The 14,998-nt window shown below is 41.6% G+C and carries 14 protein-coding genes and 1 tRNA gene; 8 read left to right on the plus strand and 7 right to left on the minus strand.

Features of this window, described 5'->3' with window-relative positions:
- Positions 1-58 precede the first annotated feature (58 nt).
- Genes AS219_RS03425 through AS219_RS03435 form a run of 3 tightly spaced genes read right to left on the minus strand, consistent with a single transcriptional unit; the run spans position 59 to position 3,910 of the window.
- Positions 59-691 (minus strand): CvpA family protein, encoded by a 633-nt coding sequence (locus AS219_RS03425; protein ID WP_067980109.1) that lies wholly within the window; start codon positions 689-691, stop codon positions 59-61.
- A complete protein-coding gene (locus AS219_RS03430) occupies positions 692-3,259 on the minus strand; it encodes a TRAP transporter permease (RefSeq protein WP_082784595.1) in 2,568 nt (855 codons plus the stop codon). It abuts the gene before it with no gap.
- 33 nt (positions 3,260-3,292) lie between these two features.
- Positions 3,293-3,910, minus strand: coding sequence for a superoxide dismutase (locus tag AS219_RS03435; protein WP_067980578.1), 618 nt, complete (start codon positions 3,908-3,910; stop codon positions 3,293-3,295).
- Between the two features lie 192 nt (positions 3,911-4,102).
- Between AS219_RS03435 and AS219_RS03440 the strand changes: the two genes are divergently transcribed.
- The 3 genes from AS219_RS03440 (at position 4,103) to AS219_RS03450 (ending at position 7,234) form a co-directional block, all read left to right on the plus strand.
- The gene (locus AS219_RS03440; RefSeq protein ID WP_231861859.1) at positions 4,103-4,684 is read left to right on the plus strand and encodes a tRNA threonylcarbamoyladenosine biosynthesis protein TsaB; all 582 of its coding nucleotides are present in this window, start codon (positions 4,103-4,105) and stop codon (positions 4,682-4,684) included.
- A gap of 18 nt (positions 4,685-4,702) precedes the next feature.
- Positions 4,703-5,845 (plus strand): branched-chain amino acid transport system II carrier protein, encoded by a 1,143-nt coding sequence (locus tag AS219_RS03445; RefSeq protein ID WP_067980114.1) that lies wholly within the window; start codon positions 4,703-4,705, stop codon positions 5,843-5,845.
- Between the two features lie 189 nt (positions 5,846-6,034).
- Positions 6,035-7,234 carry an MFS transporter gene (locus AS219_RS03450; RefSeq protein WP_067980116.1) on the plus strand — a complete coding sequence of 400 codons (1,200 nt, stop codon included), beginning with the start codon at positions 6,035-6,037 and terminating at the stop codon, positions 7,232-7,234.
- A gap of 9 nt (positions 7,235-7,243) precedes the next feature.
- On the opposite strand, the gene AS219_RS03455 is transcribed toward AS219_RS03450, so the two are convergent.
- The gene (locus tag AS219_RS03455) at positions 7,244-8,293 is read right to left on the minus strand and encodes a mechanosensitive ion channel family protein (protein ID WP_231861860.1); all 1,050 of its coding nucleotides are present in this window, start codon (positions 8,291-8,293) and stop codon (positions 7,244-7,246) included.
- A gap of 92 nt (positions 8,294-8,385) precedes the next feature.
- Here AS219_RS03455 and AS219_RS03460 point away from each other — a divergent pair.
- The 3 genes from AS219_RS03460 to AS219_RS03470 all read left to right on the plus strand — a co-directional run bounded on the left by AS219_RS03460 (position 8,386) and on the right by AS219_RS03470 (position 10,508).
- A tRNA-Asp gene (locus AS219_RS03460) sits at positions 8,386-8,462 on the plus strand.
- Between the two features lie 156 nt (positions 8,463-8,618).
- On the plus strand, positions 8,619-9,326 hold the full coding sequence (locus tag AS219_RS03465; RefSeq protein ID WP_067980118.1) for a class II aldolase/adducin family protein: 708 nt from the start codon (positions 8,619-8,621) through the stop codon (positions 9,324-9,326).
- A gap of 12 nt (positions 9,327-9,338) precedes the next feature.
- Positions 9,339-10,508, plus strand: coding sequence for an aspartate aminotransferase family protein (locus tag AS219_RS03470; protein ID WP_067980120.1), 1,170 nt, complete (start codon positions 9,339-9,341; stop codon positions 10,506-10,508).
- A gap of 55 nt (positions 10,509-10,563) precedes the next feature.
- Here AS219_RS03470 and AS219_RS03475 read toward each other — a convergent pair whose 3' ends face one another.
- Entirely contained in the window at positions 10,564-11,223 is a 660-nt protein-coding gene (locus AS219_RS03475) for a peptidylprolyl isomerase (RefSeq protein WP_067980123.1), read from the minus strand.
- A gap of 136 nt (positions 11,224-11,359) precedes the next feature.
- Complete coding sequence (purC, locus tag AS219_RS03480; RefSeq protein WP_067980128.1) at positions 11,360-12,082, minus strand: phosphoribosylaminoimidazolesuccinocarboxamide synthase; 723 nt, start codon at positions 12,080-12,082, stop codon at positions 11,360-11,362.
- Positions 12,083-12,395: 313 nt separating this feature from the next.
- Here purC and AS219_RS03485 point away from each other — a divergent pair, with 313 nt between their 5' ends.
- Together AS219_RS03485 and lgt are read left to right on the plus strand one after the other, a co-directional pair.
- Positions 12,396-12,998, plus strand: coding sequence for a riboflavin synthase (locus tag AS219_RS03485; RefSeq protein ID WP_067980584.1), 603 nt, complete (start codon positions 12,396-12,398; stop codon positions 12,996-12,998).
- A 102-nt stretch (positions 12,999-13,100) separates the two neighbouring features.
- On the plus strand, positions 13,101-13,901 hold the full coding sequence (lgt, locus tag AS219_RS03490) for a prolipoprotein diacylglyceryl transferase (RefSeq protein ID WP_067980130.1): 801 nt from the start codon (positions 13,101-13,103) through the stop codon (positions 13,899-13,901).
- A gap of 42 nt (positions 13,902-13,943) precedes the next feature.
- On the opposite strand, the gene AS219_RS03495 is transcribed toward lgt, so the two are convergent.
- Entirely contained in the window at positions 13,944-14,963 is a 1,020-nt protein-coding gene (locus AS219_RS03495; RefSeq protein WP_231861861.1) for a COX15/CtaA family protein, read from the minus strand.
- Positions 14,964-14,998: the final 35 nt, after the last annotated feature.

Consider the following 14,998-nt stretch of genomic DNA (forward strand, 5'->3'; position numbering starts at 1 on the left):
ATATCACGTAGAATGCCAGTCAACTAGCAGCTTGTATACTATCTTTATACTCGTTTCTCTAGTCGAAGTCTGACTCCTCGTCAAGAAGAGAGTCTAACAGCCCTGGAAGAAATACCCTCTCATCGCTTCTACTTGATTCGGGGGAATTGTTGTTAAAAGCCGCTGAATAGGTACGCAAGGAAGCAAAAACTTCATCTGGAATAACCGCATTAACGGCACTGTCCAGATAGTTAAGTGCACCAAAACTCTTAGCACTTTTTAACCATACGGGAAGATAATACCCAGGCTCTCGCGAAGCATCTTCTATCTCATCCCCGTTCAGGGCATAGTAGAAGACGTTGATCATAGCAAACAACAAATAGCAATACGCAATCCCCCGAAGAACACCAAAAAAACCGCCCAATACTCTATCTGCAGGCCCCAATCTCACAGGAGCAATAAGATACATAACCCAGCCATTTATAAGGCCCAGAATAACAAAACTAGTGATAAAAACAGATATCCCTGAAAGCGGAGCAACTATCGGCCCAGGTTTGACGTCAAACAACTCGAGAAAGACATTGGCATTATGATAAGTGAACATCACAGAGATAATGATAACAGCAGCACTGAAAACTTCCTTAATTGCACCCCTCAGTACACCAACGAGAACTGTGAGAAGGAAGACAAATAACAATACTAGATCGAACATTTAGGACACTTTACGCTTCCTCTGGCTCAGAAAAATACAAGAAAATAGTAAAAAAGCTGTAGCGTATACGACCCACTTTGGCATCTGCGGTCGTGACACCATAATTTGTACAATCTTCATAGAGGTATCAAATGTGGCACATTGAGCTGTTGCATTGTGATCGACTGATACAACATTCAGCATACGGTCCTCATCATATGCGGCTACTACTCCACAGGAACGAAGCTTTTGTTCTATTGTACCGTCGACACCACTCTGTATTGTGACCTTTTTCACTTCAGGGCTGCCAAAAAAACTTCGTTCTTGCAGCACAACCCTAATCCTTTTAGAGTCACTGGATCTTTCTAAGATATGTTCATTCATTTCGAGTGGCAGGTATTCCGGTGTGACAAGATTAACAAAAATGGAAGGAGCTAAAAGAGCGATTCCCACGAAGAAAAGTATAACCGACTCGTAAAACTTGCTCCTGATGAGGAAGTAACCTTGTGATCCCGCCGTTACGGATATTATTCCCAGTATGCAGAAAACAACAACCTGGAACAAATCCAAAGGACCTGAAAGGTTAAATCCTAAGATTTGAGGGTCTAAGACAAACAAAAATGGAAGTAACATGGTCCTAATGTTGTATAAAAACGCCTGCACTCCCGTCATGATTGCGTTGCCACCCGCTATGGCTGCAGCTGCGTACGAGGCTAAACCGACCGGGGGTGTAACATCAGCCATGAGACCAAAATAGAAGACAAATAAGTGAACCGAAAATAGTGTAAGTACTATCCCACTCTTATTTGTCACATACATCAATACAGGGACCATCAAAGTTGAAACAATGATGTAGCATGCTGTAGTAGGCATCCCCATTCCCAAGACTATACACATTACTGCTGTAAGAAACAGGGTTAGTAAAAGGTTCCCATTAGAAACAACATCTAGTACGGCACCAATTTTCAACCCTATGCCTGTCAAAGAAACCGAACCAACAATTATGCCTGCTGCTGCAGTTGCAACTGCCACCACTGTCATGTTCTTTGAACTCATTATCATTGCATTAATGCAGTTAACGAAACCAACACGCATCGCAGAATAAAACCCACACCTACGCTCAAGAGCATTTACAATGATTTCTTTCGTAAGTAACTCAAAAAATAGAAAAAGTATCGTCCAATAAGCAGAAAGCGCCGGAGACATTCGCTCCACAAGAAGACACCACACCAGAATGATCAGAGGTAAAAAGTGATGTAAGCCCGTTTTTAACTTAAAGGCCACACTAGATTTATCAACATCTGGCGCCTTGCTCAGCCTGTATTGGCACCACAGGAGAAAAACGTACACTAATCCACACAACCCACCCATGACAAGCGTAACGTAAGGACCGGCAATCCTCTTCAGACCTGAGAAATGTAGAAACCCCTCTATAAGGATGTAGAGACCCGAAACAAGAACCGCAATGGATGCACAAACAAGCAACAAATACCAAATCATGGTATGGAGCTTCATCCTCTTGGCATCTGGAATAACTTGAGGCATGGTATCAAGCTTACAGGCTTCAATGTGAACAATATATAGAAGCGCTATATACGTTAAAATCGCGGGTAAAAAGGCATGTTTGACAACTTCGATATAGGGAATAGAAAGGTACTCTGCCATCAGAAACGCAGCAGCTCCCATTACTGGAGGCATAATTTGACCATTTATCCCAGCAGAAACTTCTATAGCAGCAGCCTTTTCAGCGCTGAAGCCCATTTTCTTCATCATAGGAATGGTCAATGAACCAACAGTAATAGTGTTCGCAATTGAAGAACCAGAAATCATCCCCATAAGTCCCGAAGACACTACAGCAGCTTTCGCAGGTCCACCTCTAAATCTGTTTAAAAGTAAAAATGAAAGTTCGATAAAGAAATTCCCTGTACCTGTCTTTTCCAAAAGACCCCCAAAAAGGACATACAAGAAAACAAAGTCTGCAGATACGGAAATAGCTGTTCCAAACACACCCTCGGTAGAAAACCACTGCTGTGAAGCAATTGCTGAGAACATGTAGTTCTTGTGAGCAATAACATCTGGCATAACTTCACCAAATCTAGAATAGAAAAGAAACACCAATACAACAGCCACAACCGCAAAACCTACTGTTCTACGTGTAGCCTCGAGGAGAGCACATATTCCACATGCAGCAATCAGCAGATCAATTATCGTTGGAATTCCAAGTCTCAGTGCAATTTGCCTGTAAAAGACCACTAGATATAAACACGCACATATACCTATGGAGCTCAGCAACCAGTCCGCAAGAGGGATGTATCTCTTCTCTGAAGTCGAGAAAGCTGGGAACATCGACAAAGATAAGAAAAGCCCAAATGCAAGGTGTAAAGCACGCACTTGAAAATCGTTGAAAATGAAAGCATTTGAACCAATATAATTCGCCAGATGGAACTGTAGAGGAGACGCAACCCAAAGTTGAAAAAATGCCCAAGCTAGCGCCACACAAGAAATGACCATGTACAACAATGTACCCTTTGGTGGGCGAGAACCAAGCTCAGACTCGGTCAGATGTTCATAATCTTCCTTTCGAACCATAAAACTCTATCAAGAAAAAGAGAGGCTGCATGCTTATACAGATGCAGCATAATTTGTGGAAGCAAACTCCCAATTAAGCAATTGACCTAGAAATGCCGCTACATAATCGGGCCTACGATTCTGATAATCTAGGTAATAAGCATGCTCCCATACATCAATCACAAGCAATGGAGACAAACCCTCCACAGTTAATGGCGTTTCAGCGTTAGATGTTTTGAGAACCACCAGTTTATCTTTCAACTTATCGAAAGCTAGCCATGCCCATCCGCTACCAAACTGACCGATAGCAGCAAGACCAAGCTGTTCCTTTAATGCGTCGAGACTACCAAAATCTCGCACGACCTGTCCCATAAAAGCATCATCCGGTTGAGGTTTATGCAATGGAGAGCACATGGAGTTCCAGTAGAATGAGTGGTTCCAAACTTGTGCAGCGTTATTGAAAATCCCTTCACAACCTTCTCTTCCATAACTTTTTTTTATGATATCAACCAACCCGTACCCGTGATTGAGTTCGTTATTGACCAACAGCTCATTTAGCTTATTTACATAACCTGAATGATGCTTATCATAATGAAAACTCAAAGTCTTCTCAGAGATGAGTGGCTCCAGAGCATCTCTATGGTAAGGCAGGTCCGGTAATATAACTGTCATTGCAGATACCATCAATTAACAAAGCAGGATACTACCACTTTGGAACATATTTTGCAAAACTTGGCACAATGTGCGATGAAATAGACAATCTGGTTCTGTGGCAATTTTTAGGCTGGCAAACTGATAATGCGTCGACCTAGATAAGCTAATTTTTTCGCGTGTAGCATATTTGGAAGGCAACTCATGAATGTCATGTCCGTTGACTCATCGGGGGAGTTTAATTTTTCTGTGGCAATCGTAGAAGATGGTGAGATAACTTCCTCTAAGGCAATCGAGGGCAGATTTTCCGAGCATTTTTTTCCGTTTCTTTTCTCTCTAGAAAGGAAGACCTTCGAGGAGATTGACTTATTCGCTGTAAATACGGGACCAGGAAGCTACACTGGCATCAGAGCAGCAATAGCAGCTCTCCAAGGGCTGTCAATTTTCTCGAGTAAGAAGCTTATAGGTCTCAATGCTTTCTCGGTTGTGCTTGATAAATTCGAGAGGAACAATAAGGAAAGGATGAAAAACTGGAACACGATTGCAATAGTACTACGTGGGTACAACGACTCATTTTGTTATCTTAAAGAGCTCAAAAGAAATTTTGAGGAACATGCGAAAATTGTCAGAATAGACCGAAAAGATTTGGGAAAGATTAGTTCAGACATTTTACTAACCAACATCCCTGGTTGCGGACATATTTGTGAGGTCTCTGCGGAAGATTTAGCTCTACTGGCACTTCAGCAGAAAGATTTCAAAAATGAATTCCACCCCGTCGTTCCACTCTACATATAACCAAGATCATCAATTTTTATGCCTGTCTCCAAACCAATACAGGTTGCTATAGCTTCACTGACCATTTTCGCGATTTTCTTCGGCGCAGGGAATCTCATCTACCCAACATTCGTTGGCCTAGAAACAAAAGGTAACTTCATGTATGGATTTCTTGGGTTTGCATCTACAGGGATCTTCTTACCACTATTGGGACTAATAAGTATGATCAAGATAGGATGCAAAACAGATGAATTTTTCGCCTTAGCAGGAAAAAGAGTCAGTACGATATTGGTAGTTTTAATACTGCTATTGTTGGGACCACTTGGTGGGATCCCTAGATGCATCATAGTTTCTTTCGAAGCACTCAAAATTATGAGCAGTAGTATTCGTTTCATTCATTTTAACCTTCTTTTCGGCACACTGACGTTTCTGCTTGTCCTACGTGAAAGTGAAGTTGTGCGGATCGTTGGTAAGTGGCTTACACCGGCATTGATACTGGGAATACTGGTGATAGTAATCGCTGGGATCTCATCAAATCAGGTAATGTCGGACGCTACCCTTACTGGATTTTCTTCGTTTACATTTGCAGCCCTCGAAGGCTACCAAACAATGGATGCCTGCGCGGCGATTTTTTTCGCAAAAATCATACTGGATCACTTCAAAAAGGAAGTACCAGAAAGTGATGTTTTAAATTATTCTTTACTCTCCTCGATATTCGGCTTTTTCCTTTTAGGAATTGTATACGCGGCACTGCTTTTCCTGGGCGCGAAGTATGCCATCGCTCTTAACGAAATACCAAAGGCAAACTTGTTCAATTCTCTAACATGTTTGGTTGTGGGTAAAGCGTCATCAGTGGTAGTGGCATTTACCGTCTTTTTTGCTTGTCTTACAACTGTGATTGCATTAGTACAATTAGTATCAAAATGGCTCACAGAGCGCGCCGGCATCGACTTTAAACTATCTGTTTGCGGAACTGTCATTTGTAGCATGATTTCTGCTTCGTTCGGATTTCAGACTTTGACAACCCTTCTGATAAGTATTTTGAGCTTACTGTATCCTGCCCTTATTGTGCTTATCTTGTGTAATTTAGCTTCTGGCTATTGTCAGCACATGCGTAGATATTCGCCTATGATCTTTTGGCTTGCGGCAGCAATCAGCATATATATGGGTGCAGGACTATGAAGTGAACAAAGGGGATAAGAAATATCGAAGACGACGCTTGATATTTCACCACAGGAGGTATTATTATAACGCCTACCAATGACTTCGACAATGGGTGGCCTTTGCGCACCGGAAAGCAAACTACCTTTCCTGTAGTAGGGGAGATACCTTTGTCGTTTTATATGTGATTTTGCGTTTTTAGGTAAACATATGGGAAATATTCTTCCGTGGCTGATAGCGACTTTATTCTTCATGTACCAGTACATACTTCGTGTTCTGCCGAATGTAATAGTTGATGACATAATGACGAAGTTTGACATTTCGCCTGCCACCCTAGGACAAGTGAGTGGGCTCTATTATATTGCATACACTCTGCTTCACATACCAGTGGGAATGATCCTGGACCGTGTGGGTGCTAGGATGGTGATTTTTGTTGGGGCTTTGTTAGTGGTCATCGGAATGTTACCTCTGGTTTATACTTCGTCTATAGAGCTCTTGATTGTGGGAAGGTTGATTCTAGGCGGAGCGTCTTCAATTGGCATACTAGGCCTACTAAAAGTCGTCAGGGATCTTTTTGCGCAAGAAAATTTCTCCTTCGTCTTGGGAAGCTCAGTATCCATTGCGTTAGTAGGAGCGATGTATGGCGGCCACCCATTGCATTACTGTATACAAACGTTTGGGTGGTATAGCACCTTTTCCGTGCTTTTGATGGTGGGCCTCGTTATTGCAGTTTCTGCGTACATCTTTATTCCTGCAAGAGAAAAGCAGCGCAGTGAGAATACAGCCACAAAGGCATTGTCAGAGCTTTTTTCGTTCAAGAAGTGGTTGGTTATTTCATTGATAGGTGGGTTGATGATAGGTCCTGTGGAAGGCTTCGCCGACAATTGGGCCACCAAGTTCTTTGCCGTCGTTTATCCTAGCATTACGCCTTCAATGGCAGCCTTTCTGCCATCGTTAATACTGCTAGGGATAGCAGTGGGGTCACCAATCATAGGGCTGATAGTTGCACGTTTCAACAACTATTATTCGATCCTCACCTTCTGCGGATGTGTGATGCTATTAGGTTTCCAGTTGTTGTTCTACGCCCAATTATCACTCAACTTGGTATCCGCTGTGCTGTTCGTAGTGGGTGTAGCTTGCTGCTACCAAACATTAATAATACACCTTGCTTCTTGCATGGTACCAAAAAACTGTGCAGGAACTGCTGCAGCATGTGCCAATATGATAATGATGGCTTTTGGGTATTTCTTTCACTCAACAATAAGCATTGTGATTGGAAGTAGCGTAGCAGATCCCGACAGAATTATAGCAGGGCTTTCAGTTATCACGTATTGCTTAGCAATTGCGGTCCTAGCGTTACCCCTCTTCTGGAGGTTTTGCGTAAAGAATAAAAATCCGCTCTTAGACTAAAAGAGCGGATTAACGGCTGTCGTACAGGCATATCTCTGTTTCCGGATACATGGGTTTGAGGTCCATTCTTCTTGCGGTTTCAAAGATCGCAAGAAGGATTTCCTGTCGAGTTGAGGAGAACTCCGTCCAAACCCTTGCTTTTGTGTACGCGATCAACCTAATTGCAACCACTGCACTTCCTATCTTACTCACATTAAAAGTTGCCTTAAATTGTTGATTGAGCAGTTCATTGTTCTCAAGAAACGAAGCCACTTCCTTTGTAAATTGCGGAATTATTGCACTATCACGAAATTCAAATTTCAGGACTTCATCGATACGCCTTGCAAGAACTTCACTCTCATTTTGAATAACGATTGTTGAGAAAATCGCATTTGGAATATACATGGGTTTTTTTTCAAGTGTAATGACTCGAGTAAAACGCCAAGTGATCTTGTCAACTACCCCCATGATATTCCTGTCACTCGAATAAATGAGATCCCCGACTTTAAATGGCCGATCCAAAAGAATCGTTACAAATCCAAAAAAACTTGAAAATAAATCCTTTGAAGCCAAACCAAGAACAACACCACCTATACTACCAACAGCCAAAATTCCACTGATATTGATGTTGAGTTTGTCCAGTATCATCAAGCCTAACACCAACAGCAGCGCACTTTTTGTGACCGTTGTAAGAACATTAATCACAAAAGAATAATTCTCTTCCTTTAGTGCGTAATGGTTCTCAACAGTTTTGATTATTCGAATAAATACCCAACCGATACATCCAATAAGTGCAACTTCTAGTGTCATGCATAAAGCCCAGAATTTCTCGTAAATGGTGCTACTCTTCAGAGAGAGCAAAAGACCACCTACAATCATCGAAATGAGCAGAGGGTATCTAATATTTTTAAGAAGGCGGAAAAAAAGATGCTGTTCCGAACTTGATTGAATTTTAAAACGGATCAAAGCATCACAAAGTAAAATTGCCAATACCGCCCCTAAGGCAATAAAAATACCACCATACGTCTCAACAAAATTACCCATCAATCCTATATACCCAATAGACAATGCTTCTCCCATATTGACACCCTCTCTACACGTGTAATACTATCACCACTGGGGTGTGTAAGGCTACAACGTGTGCGTTACTGCTTACTCTTCCCGTTGTTTTTGGGGGTGTAGCTCAGTTGGTTAGAGTGCCGGTCTGTCACGCCGGAGGTCGCGAGTTCGAGTCTCGTCATCCCCGCCATTTTGAGAACCCCGGTTTCATAGGTTTGTTTAGGACGCTTTTCCTAGAAACAGGGTGTGACAAACAAGAAACTGTGATGACATGAACAAATTAAGTGCGTGCTTGTGCTGTGTTCGCCCGTACATGGTTTTATTCATTGGTTTTATTCATTAATCGATGTCTGATCTTCCTATCAAGAAAGACCTTTTGTGCGCATACCGAATTATCGGGTATCTTGGTATGGATGATCTCACCTACACTCACATCACTGTCCGCCCAGAAAATGCAGATTTCTTCTACATAGCAAAGTTTGGTGTTCTTTTTAATCAGGTCACTTTCGATGATTTGATCAAAGTCAGCTTGGACGGCGAAATTCTCGAGGGAGAAGAGGTCATATACAATAAAACAGCTTACACGATACACGGCTCCGTATATAGCAGCCGTAGTGATGTGAACGCTGTATACCATCTGCACACACAGGCAAGTATTGCGGTCTCTGTTATGGAGTGTGGACTCTTACCACTTTCCCAATTTGCGATGCCCTTTTTTGAGAACATCTCCTATTACAACTATGACTCTCTTGCTTTGGATAAAGCGACTCAAGGAGCGGATCTAGTGAATAGCCTAGGTTCTTACAAAGCAATGCTAATGCGTTCACATGGTTTGCTAACGTGCGGTAGTGACCTGCAAGAGGCTCTTTTCTATACCAGATTTCTAGAACAAGCTTGTAGAACCCAAGTTGCAATTCTTTCCACAAGACAGAAATACATACTTCCAGGATCGGATGTATGTAGAAAGGCAAGGCAGGATATGCTTACATTTGAGGAGAGATTGGGCGAACGCGATTGGAAAGCTCTCTCGAAGTTATTTGAAAAGACGATCTGATCTATTGAGTCTATGTCTGCAGTCCTAGGATTTTCAAGGAAATTTCCGGTAAAGATAGTACGAGCCGAAGGGATATATCTTTTCGACTCCAATGGGAAACAGTATTGCGACTTCACAAGTGGTATTGCGACCGTCAACTTTGGGCATTGCAATGAGTACATAAACAAAAAAATCAGTGAGCAAATCCATAAGTTGTGGCACTGTTCGAATATTTTTTCGAGTGAAATCCAAGAACAAACTGCCACAAAACTAATTAATTCAACAAATTTTGGAGACAAAGTTTTCTTTTGCTCGTCTGGTCTAGAAGCAATAGAAGCAGCAGTCAAATTTATAAAACGGTACTTCTATGAATGCGGTGACACAGCTAAAACCGAAATACTGACACTGAAAAATGGCTTTCACGGAAGGAGCGCTACTGGTATTTCAGCTGGTGGCACGGAAGAAGCGCGCCGCGGGTTTGCACCTTTATTAAAGGGATTTACACAGATAGAAGCAAATAACGTAGATGAACTGAAAGCAAAGGTGAATCATAATACAGCGGCAGTCATACTCGAACTTATACAGTCCGAAGGTGGAGTCTATGAAATAACAAATGATTACCTGGAAAATTTGCAGATACTAAGGAAGAAATTTGGATTTCTGTTATGTTTCGATGAAATACAAACAGGCTTCGGGAGAATCGGGCGGCTCTTTCACCATGAAAATCTCGGTATAGAACCAGACTTACTCACATGCGCAAAGGGAATGGGTAACGGGTTTCCTGTAGGGGGATGTATAGTTAACAAAGATATTGCCTCTGTACTTCCACTCGGTACTCATGGAGGAACCTACTCAGGAAACGCACTTGCCATGACCGCTGTCAGTGCAACTCTGGATCTACTAAACAAAGAATTGCTGAGTAATGTGATAAAGATGTCAGAATACCTATCAAGCTCTTTAAGAGAGATCGCAGCACTCCTCCCAGACCAGGTAATAGATATTAGAGGTAGAGGCTTGCTTATGGGAGTAGAGATAGCTCAAACTGTAGATACATGGGATCTGCTGCTGAAATGCTTAAAATCTGGGTTAGCGCTAAATCGTACATCAAAAAGACAGGTCCTGAGGATTCTACCTCCACTGATTGTGGAAAAAAGCAACATAGATTTCGCAGCCGAAGTGCTTTACAAAAACTTGAAAAGTTAGGAAATTGCACCAACGCCTACTAGCAAATCTTACTCTTCTCTATCCAATCAGACAGCTACGATACCTGCCAACAATCCAATATCTTGATAACCCTCGATGGTCTACCGCTGCTGGAACCATAGCTTTCTATTTTTCTCACAACCGGCATTCCCCTAACAACTTGTCCGAAAACAACGTGTCTACCATCCAACCAAGGCGTCTCCACTGTAGTAATAAAAAACTGTGATCCATTCGTATTTGGACCCCGATTAGCCATAGAGACCTTCCCGGGACCAGTATGTTTTATGACAAAGTTTTCATCGGGAAAAACATCATTGTTGTATATCGAGTGACCACCAGTACCATTCCCTTGAGTGAAGTCACCTCCCTGTATCATAAAGGAAGGTATTATTCTATGAAACACAGAGCCCTTATAGCCAAATCCGTTCTCACCTGTACAGAGTTGAAGAAAGTTTTCTGCAGTTCTAGGTACTACATCCGCTGCAAGTTCAATGTCTATCTCACCCAACATTTCCGCGCCAGCACCTATTTCAAGACGTACTACCGGATTAGCGTTCTTCTTTTCCATTTGTTGAACCTTACGAAAACTCACACGCTCGGTATATGATAACACATTCTCTTGAGGCTGCAGCAATACAACAGACGCATACGAGCAACTGACTCCACAAAAAAACAGAACAAACGCAGTAATAGTTGCTATACTGTTCCTCATCATACTCTAGAATTGAAAGTATTATATGGTAGTACTCGCAATTCAATAAAAAGCTATTAATAGAAAATCCAGATCCACAAAACTTATAACACCCGTCTACACACGCGGACTGTAAAATTTGACTATCTTGAGACAGCATTCAGAATGAACCATTCAGAATACCCAAACGCCTGGCAACTTCTCTGTAATACTTACTCACTCCACCTAAATCTCTTCTGAAGCGATCTTTATCCATTTTTTCTTTTGTGCCAGTGTCCCAAAAACGACAAGTATCAGGACTAATTTCATCAATCAAAATAATCTGGTCATCATAGAAACCAAATTCGAGCTTCAGGTCTACAAGTGTGATACCGGCAGAGGACAAAGCGCCACTTAGGAAATCGTTTATCCTCCACGCCATGACTTTTATTTCCTCTATCTCAGATTGTCTGAGCCAATCAAATGAAAGAATGTGATCATCAGTGACCATCGGATCTCCAAGCGAATCACTTTTGTAATATGTCTCTATCAGCGGAGCATCAAGGATCATTCCCTCCTCTAAACCAAGCCTTTTTGCGAGACCACCCGCAACTATATTGCGTACGACGAGTTCAATGGGTATTAATTCAGCTTTTTTGACAAGCTGTTCTCTCATGTTCAGTACCTTTACAAAATGTGTTTTAATTCCGACATTCTGCAGGTTTTGCATGAAGAAGGCTGATATATAGTTATTGATTACTCCCTTACCTGGAATAACAGAATGTTTCTGATTATTATAAGCTGTAACATCATCCTTAAAATGCTGCGTTACAAGGTTAGGATTGTCAGGAAAACTAAACAGTATCTTAGCTTTTCCTTCGTAAATTTTTCGTCTTTCCCTCATTGTCAACCCAACACCCAAAGACCCCAAAAGGTATCAAGATTATAGCATAAAGCAATCTACTTAACGACTTAGGGAAAGTTTATTTTTACTTTGACTACCGGACATGACCTTCAAGTTAGTCCTTCATTTGCGGAATAAACCTTTGATTCGAATCCATACTATTCTCAGAAACGTAAGAAGCAAGATGTGATATATGATTTAGACTGCTTTTAATTCACCTCTCCTTCGTAATCAGAATATAGTGTAGACAAACTTCCATTGTGCACTCAGAATGAAAATGTTGCCTGTAGCTGGTGTTTTAAGCAGCAAAGTTATGTTTAAGGGAATAGTGCAAGCACTAGGTTTAGTAACAGAGTTAACTGTGATGGATAAACAAATTTCCCTTGCAGTTGATGCGAAAGCATTAGCACAGAATGTGGAACTCGGTTCCTCGGTAGCATGTAATGGCGTTTGTCTCACAGTAACTTCTATCACCAATACAGAACTAGAATTCTACATTTCTCAAGAAACATTTAGCAGAACCAACTTTCATGCACTCAAGAAAGGTGCAAAGGTAAACTTGGAAGCTTCCCTTAGGATTGGCGATACACTCGACGGACATTTCGTACAAGGTCATGTTGACGAAACTACTACGATTACCGCCATAGAAAAAGTTGGTGAATCACACGTCTTCACGTTTGCCCTTACGGAAGGAATTTCACCATTTATAACGTATAAGGGTAGCGTCTGTATCGACGGTACCTCCCTCACGGTTAACGGGGTATTCGAAAACGAATTTAGTGTCAACATCATCCCATATACCTGGAGTCACACTATTTTTCACAGCAACAAAGTTGGTGATGAAGTAAATGTAGAAAGCGATTTATTAGCTCGCTATCTAAAGCGATTGCTCGAGCATACCAAACCTGCGGTATAGACCTCTTATATGTGTACGTGATAATGCGGAATCACCACCTATACTTGATTTCTCACCTATTTGAGCTTACTAACTTCGTTCTGTGATGATTCAACTCAGCCGGTGACTTGCGCCATAGTTTTACCATACCTTGACCCGGTTGCCTTTTCTTTTGGCCCTATTACGGTGAGATGGTACGCTTTCGCATATGTTTTTGGTATCATTTACAGTTATCTTTTCATTTCGAAGCACGCGAATCTCACGCACAAGGAGCTAGATAGTCTTTTCTATTACGCCACACTGGGAATAATCTTTGGTGGTAGGCTTGGCTATGTCATTTTTTATAATTCGACCTATTACATCGCAAACCCACTTGAAATACTGATGCTGTGGCGTGGAGGTATGTCGTTTCACGGGGGTCTCCTCGGACTAATGCTAGTGCTGTTTCTTTTCTCGTGTCAGCACTCGTACAAATTTTTCTACCTTACAGATTTAATCACTTCCACTGCAAGTTTAGGCATTTTTCTTGGAAGGCTTGGGAACTTCGTAAATGCCGAACTATATGGTAGACCAACTACCCATAGTTGGGGTGTCATTTTCCCAAATGGTGATGGCCTCCCTAGACACCCAGTACAAATCTATGAGGGATTCTTTGAAGGGTTTCTCCTTTTCCTAGCTACACAACTACTCTTTTTTAAGACACCTATCTTGAAATACCCTGGAATGCTATCCGGAATCTGGCTCACGCTATATGGCTCAACAAGAATAGTTCTAGAGAATTTTAGAGAACCAGATCCTCAAATTGGTTATTTTTTTCATTTTATTACTATGGGACAGGTTCTCTCTTTACCAATGATAGGAATAGGTATCGTAATGATTTTAATCGCTACGAAAGCGTCCAGGGAGGGAGTCCCAGGTAGCTGAGATTCAACAGCACTTGGAGGATAGCTTCTGGGAGTACAGGATTTATGCGTGCTGCACCCTTAAAAAAGACACACAAATACCAAGCAGGATGAAAGCCATTATTTGATGCAACAATGCAATATCAATTGGCACGTGAAAAAGTAACGTTAGAACACCGAAAAACATCTGCAGCAACACCATCGATGCTATCAGAAAAACCCTAGCGCGAAAGGTCCGATCACGAAAGAATGAAATTATAAGATATATAAGACACACCAAGGTCAACAAGAAACCATTCATTCTGTGCAAAAACTGCACAAAAACCGGATCATCGAACCACTTTAAACTTACTTCATTAAATATCTCAGCAGGAAAAAATTCTCCATTCATTAGAGGAAATGTATTGCATACAAGACCAGCTTTCAGCCCAGCTACAAGGCCTCCAAATACAATCTGCATACTCAAGAGAAACATAAGTGAGTATCCAACTAGCTTCCACTCGAAGATTGCTCCTTTAACTACTGTCGGCAACAGGAATTCGTAGACCAACACTACGAAAAGTAAAGATGCACAAAAAAGATGCAAAGCAAGTCTATAATGGCTAACGGCTGGCACATCCAATAAACCACTTTTGACCATGTACCAACCAACAAACCCTTGCACCAGTCCCAAGATTAAAACAAGGCCCAGCCTCAATTGGGACCCCCTACATAGGTTACCCACAACAAAGAAATAAACCAAACCTGTCACGAAAACTAATCCCAGTACTCTCCCAACAAGCCGATGAAAATATTCTACCAAGTAAATGAACTGAAACTCGGCATAAGAAATCGAAAAGTGACGTACTCTATACTCGGGAGTATTTTTGTACTTATCGAACTCTTTTTGCCATGCACTCTTGCTAAGTGGGGGAATCACTCCAGTTACTGGCTTCCATTCAGTAATCGATAATCCAGACTCAGTTAATCGCGTGAAACCACCAATTGACACCATAGACAAGATCAGAATTATACAGACAGCAAGCCATGTTCTATAAGACATTGCAATCACACTCTTTAACAACCCCAATACGGCAATGATCACATAAAACTATGCAATGAAAAAGTTCGTCCATACAA

The organism is Neorickettsia sp. 179522 (genome assembly GCF_001593535.1).
Classification (GTDB): Bacteria; Pseudomonadota; Alphaproteobacteria; order Rickettsiales; family Anaplasmataceae; genus Neorickettsia; species Neorickettsia findlayensis.

Bases quoted from the DNA above. Each gene is read 5' to 3' on its own strand.
- AS219_RS03465 (WP_067980118.1), top strand. From the start codon at position 8,619: ATGTCTGATCTTCCTATCAAGAAAGACCTTTTGTGCGCATACCGAATT.
- AS219_RS03475 (WP_067980123.1), bottom strand. From the start codon at position 11,223: ATGATGAGGAACAGTATAGCAACTATTACTGCGTTTGTTCTGTTTTTT.
- AS219_RS03425 (WP_067980109.1), bottom strand. From the start codon at position 691: ATGTTCGATCTAGTATTGTTATTTGTCTTCCTTCTCACAGTTCTCGTT.
- AS219_RS03470 (WP_067980120.1), top strand. From the start codon at position 9,339: ATGTCTGCAGTCCTAGGATTTTCAAGGAAATTTCCGGTAAAGATAGTA.
- AS219_RS03485 (WP_067980584.1), top strand. From the start codon at position 12,396: ATGTTTAAGGGAATAGTGCAAGCACTAGGTTTAGTAACAGAGTTAACT.
- purC (WP_067980128.1), bottom strand. From the start codon at position 12,082: ATGAGGGAAAGACGAAAAATTTACGAAGGAAAAGCTAAGATACTGTTT.
- AS219_RS03445 (WP_067980114.1), top strand. From the start codon at position 4,703: ATGCCTGTCTCCAAACCAATACAGGTTGCTATAGCTTCACTGACCATT.
- AS219_RS03430 (WP_082784595.1), bottom strand. From the start codon at position 3,259: ATGGTTCGAAAGGAAGATTATGAACATCTGACCGAGTCTGAGCTTGGT.
- AS219_RS03450 (WP_067980116.1), top strand. From the start codon at position 6,035: ATGGGAAATATTCTTCCGTGGCTGATAGCGACTTTATTCTTCATGTAC.
- AS219_RS03435 (WP_067980578.1), bottom strand. From the start codon at position 3,910: ATGACAGTTATATTACCGGACCTGCCTTACCATAGAGATGCTCTGGAG.
- AS219_RS03455 (WP_231861860.1), bottom strand. From the start codon at position 8,293: ATGGGAGAAGCATTGTCTATTGGGTATATAGGATTGATGGGTAATTTT.
- AS219_RS03440 (WP_231861859.1), top strand. From the start codon at position 4,103: ATGTCCGTTGACTCATCGGGGGAGTTTAATTTTTCTGTGGCAATCGTA.